Here is a 15,825-nt window from a genome sequence, read left to right as displayed (position 1 = left end):
GCCCGCGCCCGTGGGGCCGGGCGGGCAGGTGCTGTCGGGCGGGCAGCGCCAGCGGGCGTGCCTGGCGCGTGCGCTGCTCGCGCGGGCGCCGGTGCTGATGTTCGACGAGCCGACCGCGAGCCTCGACGAACTGAGCGCGCGGCGCGTGCGCGACAGTCTCGTCGCGCTGCGCGGGCAGCGCACGCGCATCGTCGTCACGCACCAGCCGGCGCTGGCGGCGGCCGCCGACACGATCGTCGTGCTCGACGCGGGCCGCGTGCGGGCGACCGGCACGCACGCGCAACTGATCGAGACCGATGCGTGGTACGCGGCGTTCGCCCGCGCCGGACGGCCACCCGACGGGGCGCCGCCCGCCGGCGCGGACGCGGAATTCCGCTCGGCCGAATCCGAACAGTGACGTGAACAATACGGGCCGCCGTGCCCGGAATCGATAGGAAAAGCCCCTCGATCGAAAAATCGCCTGCCGGTTCTAATTGATAATGAGAATGATTATCAAATACGGGGGCGTGAATGCGGTACGAGGTACGGGAACCTGAGAGATCGATGATGCAGGGCGCGCGCGTCGCCCGTTTCGGGCGCTGGCGTCCGTCGCTGTACCTCGGCCTGCTGATCGCCGCGCATCCGGCGGCGGCGTTCGCCGATGCGGCGCCGGCGGGCGGCGCGGAAGTCCGCAAGGAAGAGGCGGCCGCCGCGCAGCCTGCCGGGGGCGAGTTGAAGGCGATTGCGGTGAATGCGTCGCGCAGCGTGGCCGACGATCCGTCGGTGGCGACGGTCGGCAAGATGCCGCTCGCGTTGCGCGAGATTCCGCAGTCGGTCAGCGTGACGACGCGCGAGCGGATCGACCAGCAGAACCTGTTCTCGCTCGACGAGGTGATGCAGCAGTCGGCCGGCGTGACGGTCCAGCCTTACGTGCTGCTCACCACCGCGTACTTCGTGCGCGGCTTCAAGGTCGATTCGTTCGAATTCGACGGCGTGCCGGTCGTGATCGGCGACATGGCGAGCGCGCCGCAGGACATCTCGGTGTACGAGCGCGTGGAAATCCTGCGCGGCGCGAACGGGCTGCTGCACGGCTCCGGCAATCCGGCCGCGACCGTCAACCTCGTGCGCAAGCGCCCGCAATACCAGTTTTCCGCGCATGCGACCGCAAGCGTCGGCAGCTGGGACCGCTATCGCGCGGAAGCCGACATCGGCGGCCCGCTCAATGCGGCCGGCACCGTGCGCAGCCGGCTCGTCGCCGCGTACGAGGATCGCCACTTCTTCTACGACCATGCGAAGCAGGACACGCGTTCGATCTACAGCGTCACGGAAGTCGACGTGACGCGCGACACGCTGCTCACGTTCGGCGCGCAGTACCAGACCACGTCGTCGGTGCCCGACATGTCCGGCGTGCCGATGGCGCGCGACGGGTCGAGCCTCGGCCTGTCGCGCTCGACGTTCCTCGACACCGCGTGGGGCCGCTTCAACTGGGACACGACGCGTGCGTTCGCGTCGGTCGAGCAGAAGCTCGGCGCCGGCTGGAAAGCAAAGGTCAGCGGCGAATACCAGAGCGTGCGCTCGGACCTGAAGTACGCGGGTTCGTTCGGCGCGATCGATCCGGCGACGGGCGCCGGCGGCCGGCTGACCGGCGCCGCCTACCAGTTCAGCAGCTACAGCCGCAGCCTCGATGCGAACGTGCAGGGCCCCGTGCATGCGTTCGGGCTCACGCACGACCTGCTGTTCGGCGTCACCTACGCGAACAGCAGCAGCGGGCAGATGACGGCGCCGCTGCTCGGCGACGTGGCCGGCACGCCGGTGAATGTGTATCGCTGGAACCCGAGCAGCGTGCCCGAGCCCGGCATCGGGCCGTACCAGCAATCGCAGCAGAACGACATTTCGCAGAAGGGCGTCTACGGGCTCGGCCGCATCAAGCTCGCGGAACCGCTGACGCTCGTGCTCGGCGGCCGGATGAGCTGGTGGAACCAGGACAGCCTCGGCGCGCACTACAACACCGGCCACCAGTTCACGCCATACGGCGGGCTGATCTGGGATTTCGCGCGCGACTGGTCGTGGTACGCGAGCTATGCGGAGGTGTTCCAGCCGCAGACCAAGTCGATGTGGGGCGGCGGCATCCTGACGCCGGTGAAGGGGCGCACCTACGAAACGGGCGTGAAGGGCGAACTGGCGGGCGGCAAGCTCAACGTGTCGCTCGCGGCGTTCCGCATCGATCTCGACAACAACCCGCAGGTCGACCTCGCGCATCCGTGCGCGGGGCCGAGCTGCTACTACGTGAACGGCGGCAGCGTGCGCAGCCAGGGTTTCGAGTTCGAGGCGAACGGCCGCATCACGCCGTGGTGGAGCGTGTGGGCGAGCTACACGTACGACACGATGCGCTATGCGGACAACCTCGCGAACGCGGGCACGTTCGCGCCGCTGCTGAATCCGCGCCACCTGTTCCGGCTGTGGACCAACTACGACCTGCCGTGGCAGGAGCGGCGCTGGAGCATCGGCGGCGGCGTGCAGGTGCAGAGCAGCTACTCGGCGCAGGCGAACGGCGTCACGATGAGCCAGGGCGGCTACGCGCTCGCGAGCGTGCGGCTCGGCTACCGCTACGACAAGCACTGGAGCGCCGCGCTCAACGTCAACAACCTGTTCGACCGCCACTACTACCTGAGCCTGAGCCAGCCCGGCTGGAACAACCGTTACGGGGAACCGCGCAACGTGATGCTGACCGTGCGCGGGCAATTCTGATGGCGTCCGGCTGGGGGGCGCGGGCGGCGATCGCGATCGGCGGCGTGCTGCCGGGTGCGGTCGCGCTCGCGCTCACGCTGGCCCGTCATTACCCCGACGACGGCCTGAACCGGCTCTATGCGGCCGTGTTGCTGACGCTCGCCGCGAGCGTCGCCGCGCTGCTGTGGGTGCTCGTCGCGCCCGGCTGGCGGCAGGCCACGTGGCGCGCGGGTGTGTGGCTCGCGGTGCTCGTGCCGTGCGCGATGTTCTGGGGAGGGCGCTGACATGGATGCTTCGTCGCGTTCGCGCTGGCGCGCGCTGCATCGCGGCGCCGGTGCGCTGTTCGGCGTGGTGCTGTTCGTCGTGCTGTTCAGCGGTGCCTGGAGTCTCGCATTCGATTCGATGCAGGGCTGGTGGCGGCCGCCGGCGGTGGCCGTCGCGCGGCCGACGTTGCCGCTCGACGCGCTCGTCACGCGCGCGGCGTCGCTCGGGGTGGCGTTGCGCGACGCGCGCATCGTGCTGCCGCGGCCGGACGATCCGGCCATCCGTTTCTGCGACGCGCGCCAGACATGCACGCTCGCACTCGATCCGGCAACCGGCGCGCCGCTGCCCGACGCAGGGCGGGCGACCTTGATCGTCACGCTGCACAAGACGCTGTTCGCCGGCTTCCCCGGGCGCATCTTCGTCAGCCTGTGGGGCATCGTGCTGCTCGTGCTCGTCGTCGCGGGCATCGTCGTGCATCGCAAGCGCTGGCCCGATGCGGCGCGCATCCGGCGCGGCCACGGCTTGCGCGTCGCGCTGTTCGACCTGCACGCATGGATCGGCCTGTGGGGCACGCCGTGGCTCGTGCTGTTCGCGTTCACCGGCGCGTTGTCGGGGCTCGGCGCGCTCGGCACGGTGTCGCTCGCGGGCGTCGCGTATCCGGGGCAGCCGCAGCGTGCGTTCGCCGAACTGCTGGGCGGGCCGCCGCCCGTGGAAGCCGGCGGCCCGTGGCGACATGCGCCCGATCTCGATGCGCTGCTGCGGCGCGACGCGGTGCGCAGGCCGGATTTCCGGCCCGAAGCCGTCGTGCTGCATCGCTGGGGCGATGTGAATGCGCGCGTCGAGATTGCCGGCACGACCGCGGGCCTGCCGAGCACCGCCGTGTTCGAACGCCACCTGTACCGTGCGACGGACGGGCAATGGCTCGCCGATGCGACGTCGCGCGGCCGCGGCTTCTGGCTGCGCGCGTTCATCGCGGTGCAGCCGCTGCATTTCGCGCAATACGGCTGGGTGGGGGCGGCCGGTGATGGGCTGCGCGTGCTGCATTTCCTGATGGGGCTCGCCGCGTGCGCGTTGTGCGCGACGGGGCTGCATCTGTGGATCGAGCGGCGGCGTGCGCAGCGCGAGCGTTCGGCGGACGTGCTGGGCGCCGCCGCGGTCGGCGTGTGCGGCGGGCTCGTGCTCGCGGGCGGCGCGCTGCTGTTCGCCGGCCGTGCGCTGCCCGACGGCATGCACGTCGACCATGCGCTCGCGATGCTGTTCTGGGCCGTGTGGGGCGGCGCGATCGCGCTCGCGGCCTGCGTCGCCGATCGCGCGGCATGGCTGCGCGTGCTGATGCGTGCGGCCGGCATCGCGTACGGGCTGGCCGGCGCGACCCATTGCGCGCTCGCGCTGCGGGGCGCGGGCCAGCCCGTGTACTGGCCGATCGACGTGGCGCTCGTCGCCTTCGGCGCATTGCTGCTGCGTGCGGCGCGCCGTCCGCGGCGCGACGCGATGCAGCCTGCGCGCGTGCCGGCCGGCGCCGAACCTTTTTAACTTCATGCAACTGGAGACTTCGATGCGCGACCTGCTCGAACATCGCCGCCTGGTCATCACGATCACGCTGCTTTACCTGTCACAGGGAATCCCGATCGGCATCGCGATGGACGCGATGCCGACGCTGCTGCGCCACGACGGCGCGCCGCTTCACGCGCTCGCGTTCCTGCCGCTCGTCGGGCTGCCGTGGGTCGTGAAATTCCTGTGGGCGCCCGTCGTCGACAACCGCTGGTCGCCCCGCATCGGCCGGCGGCGCAGCTGGATGCTGCCGATGCAGACGATCGTCGTGCTGTGCCTGGTCAGCCTCGCGCAGATCGGGATGACCGTCGCGACGGCCGGCTGGGCGGTCGGGCTGCTGGCCGTCGCGTCGCTCGCGAGCGCGACGCAGGACATCGCGAACGACGGGATGGCCGCCGAGCATTTCAGTGGCGACACGCTCGCTAAGATCAACGCGATCCAGATCGCGGGCGTGATGATCGGCTTCTTCGGCGGCGGCGCCGGCACGTTGACGCTGATCGGCCTGTTCGGCCAGCCTACCGCGTTTCTCGCGCTGGCCGCCGTCCCGCTCGCGAGCCTCGTCTGCGTGCTGTGGGTGCTGCCGCGCGACGCGGATCGCGCGCGCGTCCGGCCCGAACACGATGCGAGCCTCGTGCGCTTCGCGAAGCGGCCGCGTTCGTGGTCGCTGCTGTCGCTCGCATTGCTGTCGGCGATGACCGCCGTATCGGGCTTCGGCCTGTCGAAGCTGTTCCTCAACGACGCGGGCTGGTCGCTCGACGCGATCGGCAAACTCGGGATGGCGGGCGGCGTCGTGACGGTCGTGCTCGGTTGCGGCGGCGGCGCGTGGCTCGTGAGGGCGCTCGGGCTGTGGCGCGCGTTTACGGCCGGCGTGAGTTGCGCGGGCGCGGCCGCGCTGCTGTGGTTCGCGCAGGCGAACGGGTGGCTGCCGGTGTCGCCGTCGTGGGCGTGGCTGTGCACGGTGCTCGGCTCGCTGGCGACCGGCATCACGTCCGTGTCGATCATGACGGCCGGCATGCGTTTCGCCGGCGGCAGCGATCAGGCCGGCACCGACGTGACGGCCGTGCAGAGCACGCGCGATCTCGGCGAGCTGATCGCGTCGTCGACGATCCTGTCGCTGACCGCGAAGGTCGGTTACACGGGCGGGTTTCTCACCGGCGTCGCGCTCGCGGTGCTGGCGGCGCTGATCGCGATGAAGCTGCGGCGGCGCGAGGCGGCGTATGCGGTGAAGGGGGACGATGCGCTGGTGTCGTGACGGCTGAGCGGCCGGCGCGCGATGCAGGGTGCGCATCGCGCCGCGCCGCGTCGGGTCACGCGTGGCTGAGCGCGGCTCAAGCGCGGCTCAACCGCCGCGCCGCCAGCAATGCGATGACGAGCAGCACCGCGACGTACGCGGCGACGCTCGTCCACGCGCCGCGTTGCCAGAACGCGCCGCCGACCGAGCCGAGCACGCTCGACCCGACGTAGTAGGCGAGCAGATACAGCGAAGCCGCATGCCCCTTCGCGGCGCCCGCGAGCGCGCCGACCCAGCCGCTCGCGACCGAGTGGGCGACGAAGAAGCCGATCGTCACGAGCACGATGCCGACGACGATCGCGGCGAGCGAGTGCGACAGCGTCAGCGCGAGGCCCGCCGCGAACACGACGATGCCGCTGACGAGGACCGGCGCCCGCCCGAGACGATCGGCGAGCGCGCCGGCGCTCGACGACGACACCATCCCGAACAGGTACGCGCCGAAGATCAGCCCGCACGCGGTCGGGCTCAGGTTGAACGGCGCGGCCATGAGCCGGAACCCGGCGTAGTTGTAGATCGTCACGAACGCGCCCATCACGAGGAAGCCGATCGCGAATACGAACGGCAGGCGCGCGTGCTGCAATTGCGCGTGCCACAGCCGCAGGTGGTGACGCAGCGTCAGGTCGGTGCGCTTCACGAAGCGTCGCGACGGCGGCAGCAGCATCACGAACGCGATCGCCGCGAGCAGGTCGACGACGCCGATCGACAGCATCGCGGTTCGCCACGAGAAGTGCTCTTCGAGCGCGCTCATCCCGATCCGCCCGATCATGCCGCCGAACGCGGTCCCGCCGACATAGAGCCCCATCGAGAAGCCGAGGCCGTCCGCCGCGATTTCTTCCGCGAGATACGCCATCGCCACCGCCGGCACGCCGCCCAGCGCGAAGCCTTCGAGCGCACGCCAGACCAGCAGCAGGTGCCAGTTCGGCGACCACGCGGCGAGCAGGTTGAACAGCGCGGCCAGCGTCATCGACGCGAACATCAGCCCGCGCCGCCCGACGCGTTCGGACAGCGCGCCGGCGCACAGGATCGACACCGCGAGCATCCCGGTCGACAGCGACAGCGAGAGCGAACTCGACGCCGCGCCGACGTTGAACTCGCGGGCGAACGCGGGCAGCAGCGGCTGCACGCAGTACAGCAGCGAGAAAGTGGAAAAGCCGGCGAGGAACAGCGCGAACGCGATGCGCTTGTACGCGGCCGAGCGCGGGGACACACCGGCCGGCAGCGCATCGGGTGCGGTGTTCTGCGTGCCGGGCAGGGAACGGGAAATCGAAGCGGAGGACATGAAGGCACTCGTTGTGCGACGGGATACACGAATTCTTGCGCACGGTCATGTATATGTCCAATATATGAAATGAACCGCAGCCATATGTTTTAACACTGGCTGACGGATTAATCCGACTCACCGCGAGGTCACGTCACGCATGGAACTCCGGCATCTCCGCTACTTTCTGGCCGTCGCGGCCGCGTCGAATTTCACGAAGGCCGCCGAAACGCTCGGCATCGGCCAGCCGCCGTTGAGCCAGCAGATCAAGGCGCTCGAGAACGAGCTCGGCGTGGAGCTGTTCAAGCGGACCGCGCGCGGCGCCGAGCTGACGCTGGCGGGCGAGGTGTTCGCGGAGGAGGCGCGACGCGTGCTCGACGACGCCGAGCGCGCGGCCCGGGCGGCCAGGCGCGCGGCGCGCGGGGAAACCGGCCATTTGCGGGTCGGCTTCACCGGCACGGCCGCGTTCAATCCGAAGGTGTCGGATCTGATTCGGCGCTTTCGGGAGGCGTTTCCGGAGGCCGAGCTGACGTTGCAGGAAGCGACGTCAGGGGTTTTGCTGGAGGCGCTCGAGGCGGGGCGCGTCGATGTCGCGATCGTGCGGCCCGAGCGTCGCGTCGCCGCGACGCTGCGGGTGTCGGACTGGGACGAGGAGCCGATGTTCGTCGCGCTGCCCGTCGCGCACCGGCTCGCGCAGCGGCGGCGCATCGAGCTGGCGGAACTGGCCGACGAGTCGTTCGTGCAGGTGCCGCGCGCGGCCGGCGGCGCGCTGTTCGACGACATCGTCGCCGCGTGCCGGGCCGCCGGGTTCGAGCCGCGCATGGCGCAACCGGCGCCGCAGATCGCGTCCGCGGTGACGCTGGTGGCGGCCGGGCTCGGCGTGTCGGTCGTGCCGAAGGCGATTACGCAGGTGCAGGTTCCCGGGGTCGTGTACCGGCCGTTCGCGGGTAACCGGTTCCGCGCCAGGCTGGCGATTGCGTCGCGCTGCGACGAGCCGTCCGCGGTCGTGCGGAATTTTTTGTTGTTGGCGTAGCGGAAAACAAAAAACCCGCGAAGCCAGGTGCTGTCGCGGGTTTCAGAGAATGCTGGAATGCGGGGAAAACGCATCTGGTGCCGACGGCGAGACTCGAACTCGCACAGCTTTCGCCACTACCCCCTCAAGATAGCGTGTCTACCAATTTCACCACGTCGGCACTGCAAGGGGCGCAATTCTAACGTCACATCGCGCGTTTGTGAAGGGGGTGTGACAAGGTCGTGCATGGGTGCCCGATCGATCCCGTAGAATTCGTCCGATCGACCCGACGATCAACGCAACCGCCACCCGTTTTCTTCCCGTGACCCACACCCTCGAACACCTGCAGGCCGGCCAACTGGCGGGCGCGCGGCAACTCAAGCTCGCGTGCGGGCTGACCGAATTTCCGCGCGAGATCTTCGATCTGGCCGACACGCTCGAAGTGCTCGACCTGACCGGTAATGCGCTGTCCGCGCTGCCGGACGATCTGCCGCGGCTGCATCGCCTGCGCATCCTGTTCGCGTCGGGCAACCGCTTCACCGCTTTCCCTGGCGTGCTCGGCGCGTGCGAGCAGCTCGACATGATCGGCTTCAAGGCGAACCGGATCCGCACCGTGCCGCGCGGCGCGCTGCCGCGTGCGCTGCGCTGGCTGATCCTGACCGACAACGCGATCGACGAACTGCCGGCCGACATCGGCGACTGTGCGCGGTTGCAGAAGCTGATGCTCGCCGGCAACCAGCTGCGCGCGCTGCCTGCGGAACTGGCCGCGTGCCGCGCGCTGGAACTGGTGCGCCTGTCCGCGAACCGGCTGGAGGCGTTGCCCGACTGGCTGCTGCGCCTGCCGCGTCTCGCATGGCTTGCCGTTGCCGGCAATCCGCTCGGCGCGGTGCCGGAGGCTGCGGCGTCCGCGGAACCGGACGTCGCGGAGATCGACTGGGCGGCGCTGTCATGCGAACAGAAGCTGGGCGAGGGCGCGTCGGGCGTCATTTACCGTGCACAGTGGCGCGCGGACGGCCATCCACCGCGCACGGTCGCGGTCAAGCTGTTCAAGGGCGCGGTGACGAGCGACGGCCTGCCCGATTGCGAAATGGCCGCATGCCTGCATGCCGGCGGTCACCCAAACCTGATCCCCGTGATCGGCAAGGTGCGCGGGCATCCGGACGGCACGCACGGCCTGGTGATGGCGTTGGTCGATCCGGTGCTGACGAACCTCGCCGGGCCGCCGAGCTTCGCGTCCTGCACGCGCGACGTCTACGCCGCCGATGCGAGGTTCGATCCGGCGCAAGCGGTGCGAATCGCGCACGGCATCGCGTCGGTCGCCGGTCATCTGCACGCGCGTGGCATCATGCATGGCGACCTGTATGCGCACAACATCCTGCACGACGGTGCAGGCGGCGCGTTGCTCGGGGATTTCGGCGCGGCGTCGCTGTACGACCCGAACGAACGCACGCGCGACGCGAGGTTCGAACGGCTCGAAGTGCGCGCGTTCGGCTATCTGCTCGGCGAATTGCTCGAGCGCTGTGGATCGCACGCCGACGCGCTCGATGCGCTGGCGGCGGCCTGCGTGAACGAGGACGTCGATGCGCGGCCGTCGTTCGCCGAGATCACCGCCGCGCTGGCCGCTCGCCTGCGCTGACGGGAGGAGGTCGTCTCATGCCTGCCGCGCGGTCAGCAGCTTGATGCCGAGCCCGACGAACAGCAGTCCGCTCGCGCGCTTGAGCGCGCGCACCGCGCGGCTCATGCCGAAGCCGCGATGCAGGCGGCGCACGCCGGCCGAATAGACGCTGTGAACGACCACGACCGTGCACGCGATCGTCGCGTACATCACGACGAACTGCAGCGCGAGCGGCCGGTCGTGCACGACGAACTGCGGCATGAACGCGGACAGGAAGATCATCGTCTTCGGATTGCTGCCCGATACGAACAGCGCTTCGCGGAACAGCTTGCGGCGATCGGGCACGGCGATCTCCGTTGGGCCGCTCGATGCGGCGGCCTTGCGGTCGCCGCGCAACTGCCGGACACCCAGGACCATCAGGTACGCGGCGCCGATCACCTTCATCGCGACGAACAGCGGCGGCATCGCGGCCAGCACCGCGCCGACGCCGAGCGCGACCAGCAGCACGATCACACCCTGCGCGACGAGGTTGCCGGCGATCGTCGCCGCGGTGCCGTGCGCGCCGTAGCGCACCGTGTTGCGGATCACGAGCAGCACGTTGGGCCCCGGCGACAGCGTCGTCGCGAGATAGGCGGCGGCAAACAGCATCCAGGTCTGAATGGACATGCGGCGCTCCGAGAGGCGGTTCCGGCGGTCGGGATGACGCGATGATGCCACGCCAATAATGGCGCGGGCCGCCGCCGGAACCGTGCCGTCCGGCGTGTCAGCGCGCGTCGCGCATGCAGTACGCGGGAATCGACGGCGGTGTATCGATGGCGGCAGGCCGCGTCATCCACGCGATCCATGCGGCCCACAACCCGCAGACGATCAGTACCGCGACATTCAGCGGCGTCCGGTAGCGAACGATCAGGTCGGCCAGCGGCAGGCGGTCTTTCATGTGCGTCTCCTTCGATCGTGAGGCGGGCGGCGTTACTGGCCGGCGTAGGTCGGCGCCTTCGCGTCGCAGGTCACGGACACGGTCGAGCCGTCCGCGAAGTGCAGCCGGAACGGCACCTTCGCGCCGGGCGCGACGGCCTGGCGCGGCTCCTCCAGCATCACGTGATAGCTTTTCGGCTTGAATGTCACCGCGCCGTGCGCCGGCACGACGACCGAATCGACGTGCACCATCTTCGCGGTGCTGCCGCTCGTCTGCGTTTCATGCACCATCGCCATCCCGTAGGCGGGCGTGTCGATACCGGTCAGCGTCGCGGGCGCGTCGCCGTGGTTCTTCAGCGTGAAGTAGCCGGACGACGGCACCGTCGCCGGCATCGTGCGGATCCAGCACGCATCGGCCTGGATGGCCGGCGCGGCGAACGTGGCGGTGGCGTGCAGCGTCAGTGCCATGAGCAGGCCGGTCGGAATCGGGCGTTTCATCATGTGTTCTCCTTATTGGGTGCGATGCCGCGGGCATCGATGCGAATGCGCTTGGCACGAAGCGCCGATGCGCACCGCGTGCGTGCCATGCGTTACTTCAGCGTGAACGTGTAGCGGCCGTGCGTGCGATGGCCGTCGCTGGCCACCGCGATCCACGCGACCGTGTAGGTGCCGGGCTTCAGGTTCGCGAGTGGGACGTGCATTCGCTTCCGGTTGCCGGCGTCGACGGCCGATTTCCCGTCAACGACCGATTGCCCTTGGCTGTCGGTCACGGCGATCGAGCTGAACGCCGGCTCGAGCGCCTCGCCGAAATCGATCGTGACCGCGTGCGGCGCGGTGGACAGCGTGGCGTCGGGAGCCGGGTCCTGCGTTTTCGGGAGCGCATGCGCGTGGGCGGCCTGGATGACGACGAAGCCGAGTGCGGCGAGTGCGCCGCGAACGAAAAGGGTGGTTTTCATGGCTGGATGAGCGAATGACGAATCGGATGAAAAAACGGATTCGACGGACGGCTGCGCGGAGCGGCATCGATGCCGACGCCGGTCGGCGCGGACCTGCGCGGCCAGGCATTCGCATGCGGGCGAATGCGGGCGCGGCAATCCGAACCGGCGGCGGCCAACCACATGCCCGGCACGACGCCGTGCGCAGCAGGGTGAGACATGATCGTCCTTCGAAACGTGACACGTCGCGCACGCCGGCGGCGTGCGCGGACGGCGCGATGCACGACGGCATCACGCGCAATGACGACGGATCAGGACGTGAACGGAGGGGCGCGCGGTTGCGCGGACGTGAGCGGTAGCGCGCGGCGCAGGCTTTCGAAGCGGGTGGCCGCGCGATGCTCGATTGCGTGCACGTGAGCCGCGAACGTCAGTTCGGGCGCGGGCAGCGCGGGGGTATGGGCAAGCAGGCTGCAGTAGCCGCATGCCTGGAGATGGGCCTGCAGGCTTTTCGTCGCCGCATCGGCGGACGGCGTGCCGGCGGCCGGCGCGGACGAACAGTAGCCGGCCAGCAGCGCGTCGACGCGCCCTTGCGTGGTCAGCGCCTGCGAGATCGTCGGCGCGAGCGCCGTCATCAGGATGGCGAGCATCCCGATCAGACTGCCGATCTTCCGGAGACGACGACTCAGCATGCGATGCGCGGCGGCGGGTGGACGACGATGCCGCCGATTATGCCACGCACGTCGATGCGCCGGTCGGCGCGGACGTGCGGCGTAGCGGCGCGCTACGCGTGCAGCGCCAGATACTTTGCGATCAGCGTCATCTGCGCGGCCCAGCCCTGGTCGTTCATGTCGCGCGCGGTCGCGCGACGCGCTTCGATCAACTGGTCGAAGCCCGTTTCGGTGACGGTGAGCAGCGTGCCGCCCGCCTGCGCCGCGAGCGTGAACGTGACGAGCGTCATCGGCTCGGACGCGTAATCGACATTCGGATCGATCGCGAACGGATGCCAGCGAAACGAGAACAGTTGCTTGGGTTCGATACGGTCGACGACGATTTCGAACACAGTGCCCGCATAGGGCTCCTGCGCCTTGGCGACGTCGTCGTCGACGCGGGTGGGGGTGATGCGGCCGAACAGCGACTGGCCGGCCTCGAACGGGCCGTCGAACGACACGCCGAACCACTGGCCGAATTCGCCGGAATTGCTCACGGCTGCCCAGACGCGGTCGGGCGATGCGGCGAGCAGCGTCTGTTTTTCGATGCGATCGGTTGGCTGGACCATCACGTTCTCCATGCAGGATCGAGCGTTGCAGGACGACGCGCGCGGTCGCGCGCCGCGTCTAGTCGAGCATGACCGCGTCGGGCACGTCGAGCACGAGGTCCGACGTCGCGACGGCCACGCACGGCAGCGTATAGCCGTCGGCCTTTTCCTCGCGGGAGAGCCCCGGCCATTCGATCGTGTAGCGTACGCTGCCGCTGACGATCCGGCAAAGGCAGCTTCGGCACGTGCCGTTGCGGCACGAGCGCGGCAGCGATACGCGCGCGAATGCGGCGGCTTCGAGCACGGTCAGCGCATCGGGCGCGTCGAAGGTGGCGCCGAGCGGCTCGATGCGCACGACGGGCGGGTGTTCTGGATCGGTCATGACTGAAGCGGGCGGCGGTTCGGCGGCAACGCGCCAAGCATACCCGAACGCGCTAGCGGCCGACGGCCGCCGGCCGTGTGCATCAGTGCCGCCGCAGATACCGGTACACGGTATTGCGGGCGAGGCCGAGTTCGCGCGCGGCCGCCGACACGTTGCCGCCGTGCCGCGCGAGCACCGCGTCGATCATCGCGGCCTGGTGGCTTTGCAGCGTCGTGCCTTCGTGCTTGCCGGCCGACGGGGCCGATGCGGCCGGGGTGGCCGCCGCTGGCCCAGCCGGCGCATCGTCGCAGTCGAGCCAGAAATCGTCGGGCAAATGCGCGAGCGTGATTTCGGCTTCGTCTTCGGCGAGCATGCCGGCCGTGCGCAGCACGTTGGTCATCTGCCGCAGGTTGCCGGGCCAGCGGTGGCGCGCGAATGCATCGAGCACGTCGGCCGCGAGACGGCGCGGCATCGGCTCGCTGCGCGCGAGCCGCGCGAGGATGCGCTCGACGAGCGCCGGCAGGTCGGTGCGGGCGGCAAGCGCCGGCAGCGTGACCGCGAGCCCGTTGATCCGGTAGAACAGATCCTCGCGGAACGTGCCTTCCGCGATCATCGCGCGCAGGTCGCGGTGAGTCGCGCAGACCACCCGCACGTCGACCGGCACCGCGCGTGCGCCGCCGAGCGGCATCACCGCGCGCTCCTGCAGCACGCGCATCAGCCGCACCTGCTGCGCGAGCGGCATGTCGCCGATTTCATCGAGAAACAGCGTGCCGCCGTCGGCCTGCGCGATCTTGCCGGGGCTGCCGCGCTTGCGTGCGCCCGTGAACGCGCCGTCTTCGTAGCCGAACAGCTCGGCCTCGATCAGCGAATCGGGCAGCGCCGCGCAGTTGACCGCGACGAACGGACCGTCCGCGCGCGGCGACGCCTGGTGCAGCGCGCGGGCGAGCCATTCCTTGCCGGTGCCCGTCTGGCCGAGGATCAGCAGCGGCAGGTCGCGCCCGCGGATCTTCGCGACGCGTTCGAGTACGGCGGCCATGCGCGCGTCGCCGGTGTCGAGCGTCGCGAACGTGATCGCGTCCGGGTCCGGTGCTCGCACGCGCGCGGCCGGCGCCGGCGGCGTGACCGCGACGGTCGTTTTCTGCGCTTCCGGGAATTCGCAGCGGGCGAGCACGCGCACGCCGGTCGACAGCGTGAGGCGGAACGTGGCGCCCGGCGCGCGCGCGGCCTGCTGCGCGAGCTGGGCGAAGCGCATGCCGAACAACGCGTCGCTCGTCTGATGCTGCAGTGCGTCGAACGACGCGCCGAGCTGGAACTGGGCGCTGCGGTTCGCGGCGATCAGCCCGCCGTCGGGGCCGAAGGCGACGAGCCCGGCGAACAGCGAATCGACGCAATCCTCGTGCGCGTGAAAGCGCAGCCGCAGCGCTTCGCCGCACTGGTTCGCGAACAGGTGGTTCTCGATCAGTTGCGCGGACATTCGCACCAGCGCGAGCGTATGCGGGCTGGAGCCGCGCGGGTCGCCGCTCACGTCCAGCGTGCCAAGCGTGCGACCGAACGGATCGACGATCGGCGCGCATGCGCAGGTGAGGATGTGGTTCGCGCGCAGGAAATGTTCGGAGCCGTGCACGACCACGGCCTGGCCCGACGCGAGCGCGGTGCCGATCGCGTTGGTGCCGCGCGCGCCTTCGGCCCACGACACGCCGTTGCACAACGCGACGCGGTTCGCTTTCTCGATGAAGTCCGCGTCGCCGATGCTGTGCAGGATCACGCCGTCGGCATCGGTCAGCAGCACGAGGCTTTGCGTCTCGGCGATCTGCGCGTGGAGGTCCTCCATCACCGGGCGGGCGTGCGAGAACAGCGTGTGGTTCGTGTCGAGCAGTTCGCGCAGCGCGACGCGCGACAGCGGCGAGAAATCGGGGCGTTCGTGCGCGCGCAGGCCGACCGCGGTCGAACGCGCATGCGCCTGCGCGAGCAGGTCGGTACGCCCCGCGGTGGCGGGCAGCACGAAGGGTTGCGGCATGATGTGTCTCCTGTTCCCGGGGCCGCCGGGGCCGACCGGATCGGAATCGGCGGCGGAGTGCGGCTCCGCTCGCGGTGCACCATTCGGCGCGACGGCCGACCGTCCGGGTACGCATCATCATACAAGCGCCACGTGCGATGCGCGACCGCGAACAAAATCCCCTTGCTTTTAAGCGCCCGCCTGCAATGATGGAAATGGAACACGCACGCGCCGTGTTCCGCAGTGCAACATGCATGCGACGCGACATGCATCCGTTCGGGAGACGCATCATGGTTCGGGCGGAACTGAGAGTCGTGCTGGCGGCCATCGCCACTTTCATCATGCTGGGCGGCATTGCCGTGGCGATCCACGGATTGCTGTTCGATCTGACCGATGCGGTGAGATACGGGGCGGCCGCGATTGCGGTGGGCGTCACGACCGCCGCGATCGCGCTCAACATCTGGCCGACCGATCCGCACTGACGTCCGTTGCTGAAACGGTGCCGGATGCCGCGCAGATCAGACGAAATGCGCGTCGGAACGACGCACACCGAAATTTTTGTGTCCCGCGCGAAACCGTCTAAAGTGGAATTCAACCGGCATGCATCGACCGCGCCACACCCCGCGGTCGGGGCCTCCGCCGGCGAGCCCGCGTACATTTCGTCCG

The 15,825-nt window shown here is 69.7% G+C and carries 17 protein-coding genes and 1 tRNA gene; 8 read left to right on the top strand and 10 right to left on the bottom strand.

The features are described 5' to 3' along the window. The 5 genes from H0X91_RS28975 to H0X91_RS28955 form a co-directional block, all read left to right on the top strand. Nucleotides 1-397 (top strand): ATP-binding cassette domain-containing protein (locus H0X91_RS28975; protein WP_196433566.1); only part of this gene is annotated, 397 nt, incomplete at its 5' end. 146 nt (nt 398-543) lie between these two features. Beyond that, nucleotides 544-2,727, top strand: a complete 2,184-nt coding sequence (locus H0X91_RS28970) for a TonB-dependent siderophore receptor (RefSeq protein ID WP_059721905.1) — start codon at nt 544-546, stop codon at nt 2,725-2,727. Further along, a complete protein-coding gene (locus H0X91_RS28965) occupies nt 2,727-2,990 on the top strand; it encodes a hypothetical protein (RefSeq protein ID WP_196433565.1) in 264 nt (87 codons plus the stop codon). The genes H0X91_RS28970 and H0X91_RS28965 overlap by 1 nt, the downstream gene beginning before the upstream one ends. A 1-nt stretch (nt 2,991) precedes the next feature. After that, the gene (locus tag H0X91_RS28960; protein WP_112751211.1) at nt 2,992-4,503 is read left to right on the top strand and encodes a PepSY-associated TM helix domain-containing protein; all 1,512 of its coding nucleotides are present in this window, start codon (nt 2,992-2,994) and stop codon (nt 4,501-4,503) included. A 22-nt stretch (nt 4,504-4,525) separates the two neighbouring features. Next, nucleotides 4,526-5,773 carry a RhtX/FptX family siderophore transporter gene (locus H0X91_RS28955; protein WP_006486728.1) on the top strand — a complete coding sequence of 416 codons (1,248 nt, stop codon included), beginning with the start codon at nt 4,526-4,528 and terminating at the stop codon, nt 5,771-5,773. Nucleotides 5,774-5,849: 76 nt separating this feature from the next. Here H0X91_RS28955 and H0X91_RS28950 read toward each other — a convergent pair whose 3' ends face one another. Further along, entirely contained in the window at nt 5,850-7,091 is a 1,242-nt protein-coding gene (locus H0X91_RS28950) for an MFS transporter (RefSeq protein WP_059721908.1), read from the bottom strand. A gap of 139 nt (nt 7,092-7,230) precedes the next feature. Between H0X91_RS28950 and H0X91_RS28945 the strand changes: the two genes are divergently transcribed. Beyond that, complete coding sequence (locus tag H0X91_RS28945; protein ID WP_006486745.1) at nt 7,231-8,103, top strand: LysR family transcriptional regulator; 873 nt, start codon at nt 7,231-7,233, stop codon at nt 8,101-8,103. A 75-nt stretch (nt 8,104-8,178) separates the two neighbouring features. On the opposite strand, the gene H0X91_RS28940 is transcribed toward H0X91_RS28945, so the two are convergent. Further along, a tRNA-Leu gene (locus tag H0X91_RS28940) sits at nt 8,179-8,263 on the bottom strand. A 141-nt stretch (nt 8,264-8,404) separates the two neighbouring features. On the opposite strand from H0X91_RS28940, the gene H0X91_RS28935 reads away from it, so the two are divergent. Then, complete coding sequence (locus H0X91_RS28935; protein ID WP_196433564.1) at nt 8,405-9,718, top strand: leucine-rich repeat-containing protein kinase family protein; 1,314 nt, start codon at nt 8,405-8,407, stop codon at nt 9,716-9,718. 15 nt (nt 9,719-9,733) lie between these two features. On the opposite strand, the gene H0X91_RS28930 is transcribed toward H0X91_RS28935, so the two are convergent. The 8 genes from H0X91_RS28930 to H0X91_RS28895 form a co-directional block, all read right to left on the bottom strand. Next, on the bottom strand, nt 9,734-10,363 hold the full coding sequence (locus H0X91_RS28930; protein WP_084751681.1) for a LysE family translocator: 630 nt from the start codon (nt 10,361-10,363) through the stop codon (nt 9,734-9,736). 97 nt (nt 10,364-10,460) lie between these two features. Continuing rightward, nucleotides 10,461-10,634, bottom strand: a complete 174-nt coding sequence (locus tag H0X91_RS28925) for a hypothetical protein (protein WP_006486739.1) — start codon at nt 10,632-10,634, stop codon at nt 10,461-10,463. A gap of 32 nt (nt 10,635-10,666) precedes the next feature. Continuing rightward, nucleotides 10,667-11,110, bottom strand: a complete 444-nt coding sequence (locus H0X91_RS28920) for a copper chaperone PCu(A)C (RefSeq protein WP_043206152.1) — start codon at nt 11,108-11,110, stop codon at nt 10,667-10,669. 92 nt (nt 11,111-11,202) lie between these two features. Further along, complete coding sequence (locus tag H0X91_RS28915; RefSeq protein ID WP_006486759.1) at nt 11,203-11,568, bottom strand: copper resistance CopC family protein; 366 nt, start codon at nt 11,566-11,568, stop codon at nt 11,203-11,205. Nucleotides 11,569-11,858: 290 nt separating this feature from the next. Further along, nucleotides 11,859-12,236 (bottom strand): DUF2946 domain-containing protein, encoded by a 378-nt coding sequence (locus H0X91_RS28910; protein ID WP_012493505.1) that lies wholly within the window; start codon nt 12,234-12,236, stop codon nt 11,859-11,861. A gap of 92 nt (nt 12,237-12,328) precedes the next feature. Beyond that, nucleotides 12,329-12,823 (bottom strand): SRPBCC family protein, encoded by a 495-nt coding sequence (locus H0X91_RS28905; RefSeq protein WP_012493504.1) that lies wholly within the window; start codon nt 12,821-12,823, stop codon nt 12,329-12,331. A 58-nt stretch (nt 12,824-12,881) separates the two neighbouring features. Next, nucleotides 12,882-13,184 (bottom strand): 2Fe-2S iron-sulfur cluster-binding protein, encoded by a 303-nt coding sequence (locus H0X91_RS28900; protein ID WP_006486753.1) that lies wholly within the window; start codon nt 13,182-13,184, stop codon nt 12,882-12,884. 82 nt (nt 13,185-13,266) lie between these two features. Further along, the gene (locus tag H0X91_RS28895; protein WP_058903409.1) at nt 13,267-15,180 is read right to left on the bottom strand and encodes a sigma-54-dependent Fis family transcriptional regulator; all 1,914 of its coding nucleotides are present in this window, start codon (nt 15,178-15,180) and stop codon (nt 13,267-13,269) included. Nucleotides 15,181-15,365: 185 nt separating this feature from the next. Here H0X91_RS28895 and H0X91_RS35355 point away from each other — a divergent pair, with 185 nt between their 5' ends. Beyond that, on the top strand, nt 15,366-15,641 hold the full coding sequence (locus H0X91_RS35355; protein ID WP_006498826.1) for a DUF2964 family protein: 276 nt from the start codon (nt 15,366-15,368) through the stop codon (nt 15,639-15,641). The last annotated feature ends 184 nt before the right edge of the window (nt 15,642-15,825 follow it).

It is taken from the genome of Burkholderia sp. 9777_1386, from assembly GCF_015712265.1.
Lineage (GTDB): Bacteria > Pseudomonadota > Gammaproteobacteria > Burkholderiales > Burkholderiaceae > Burkholderia > Burkholderia cenocepacia.
Note: the sequence above shows the minus strand (reverse complement) of the source record. Positions and strands in the feature narration are given on the sequence as shown.

Coding starts and splice junctions, on each gene's coding strand:
- H0X91_RS28970 (WP_059721905.1), top strand. CDS start 544: ATGATGCAGGGCGCGCGCGTCGCCCGTTTCGGGCGCTGGCGTCCGTCG.
- H0X91_RS28965 (WP_196433565.1), top strand. CDS start 2,727: ATGGCGTCCGGCTGGGGGGCGCGGGCGGCGATCGCGATCGGCGGCGTG.
- H0X91_RS28960 (WP_112751211.1), top strand. CDS start 2,992: ATGGATGCTTCGTCGCGTTCGCGCTGGCGCGCGCTGCATCGCGGCGCC.
- H0X91_RS28955 (WP_006486728.1), top strand. CDS start 4,526: ATGCGCGACCTGCTCGAACATCGCCGCCTGGTCATCACGATCACGCTG.
- H0X91_RS28950 (WP_059721908.1), bottom strand. CDS start 7,091: ATGTCCTCCGCTTCGATTTCCCGTTCCCTGCCCGGCACGCAGAACACC.
- H0X91_RS28945 (WP_006486745.1), top strand. CDS start 7,231: ATGGAACTCCGGCATCTCCGCTACTTTCTGGCCGTCGCGGCCGCGTCG.
- H0X91_RS28930 (WP_084751681.1), bottom strand. CDS start 10,363: ATGTCCATTCAGACCTGGATGCTGTTTGCCGCCGCCTATCTCGCGACG.
- H0X91_RS28925 (WP_006486739.1), bottom strand. CDS start 10,634: ATGAAAGACCGCCTGCCGCTGGCCGACCTGATCGTTCGCTACCGGACG.
- H0X91_RS28920 (WP_043206152.1), bottom strand. CDS start 11,110: ATGAAACGCCCGATTCCGACCGGCCTGCTCATGGCACTGACGCTGCAC.
- H0X91_RS28915 (WP_006486759.1), bottom strand. CDS start 11,568: ATGAAAACCACCCTTTTCGTTCGCGGCGCACTCGCCGCACTCGGCTTC.
- H0X91_RS28910 (WP_012493505.1), bottom strand. CDS start 12,236: ATGCTGAGTCGTCGTCTCCGGAAGATCGGCAGTCTGATCGGGATGCTC.
- H0X91_RS28905 (WP_012493504.1), bottom strand. CDS start 12,823: ATGGTCCAGCCAACCGATCGCATCGAAAAACAGACGCTGCTCGCCGCA.
- H0X91_RS28900 (WP_006486753.1), bottom strand. CDS start 13,184: ATGACCGATCCAGAACACCCGCCCGTCGTGCGCATCGAGCCGCTCGGC.
- H0X91_RS28895 (WP_058903409.1), bottom strand. CDS start 15,180: ATGCCGCAACCCTTCGTGCTGCCCGCCACCGCGGGGCGTACCGACCTG.
- H0X91_RS35355 (WP_006498826.1), top strand. CDS start 15,366: ATGATGGAAATGGAACACGCACGCGCCGTGTTCCGCAGTGCAACATGC.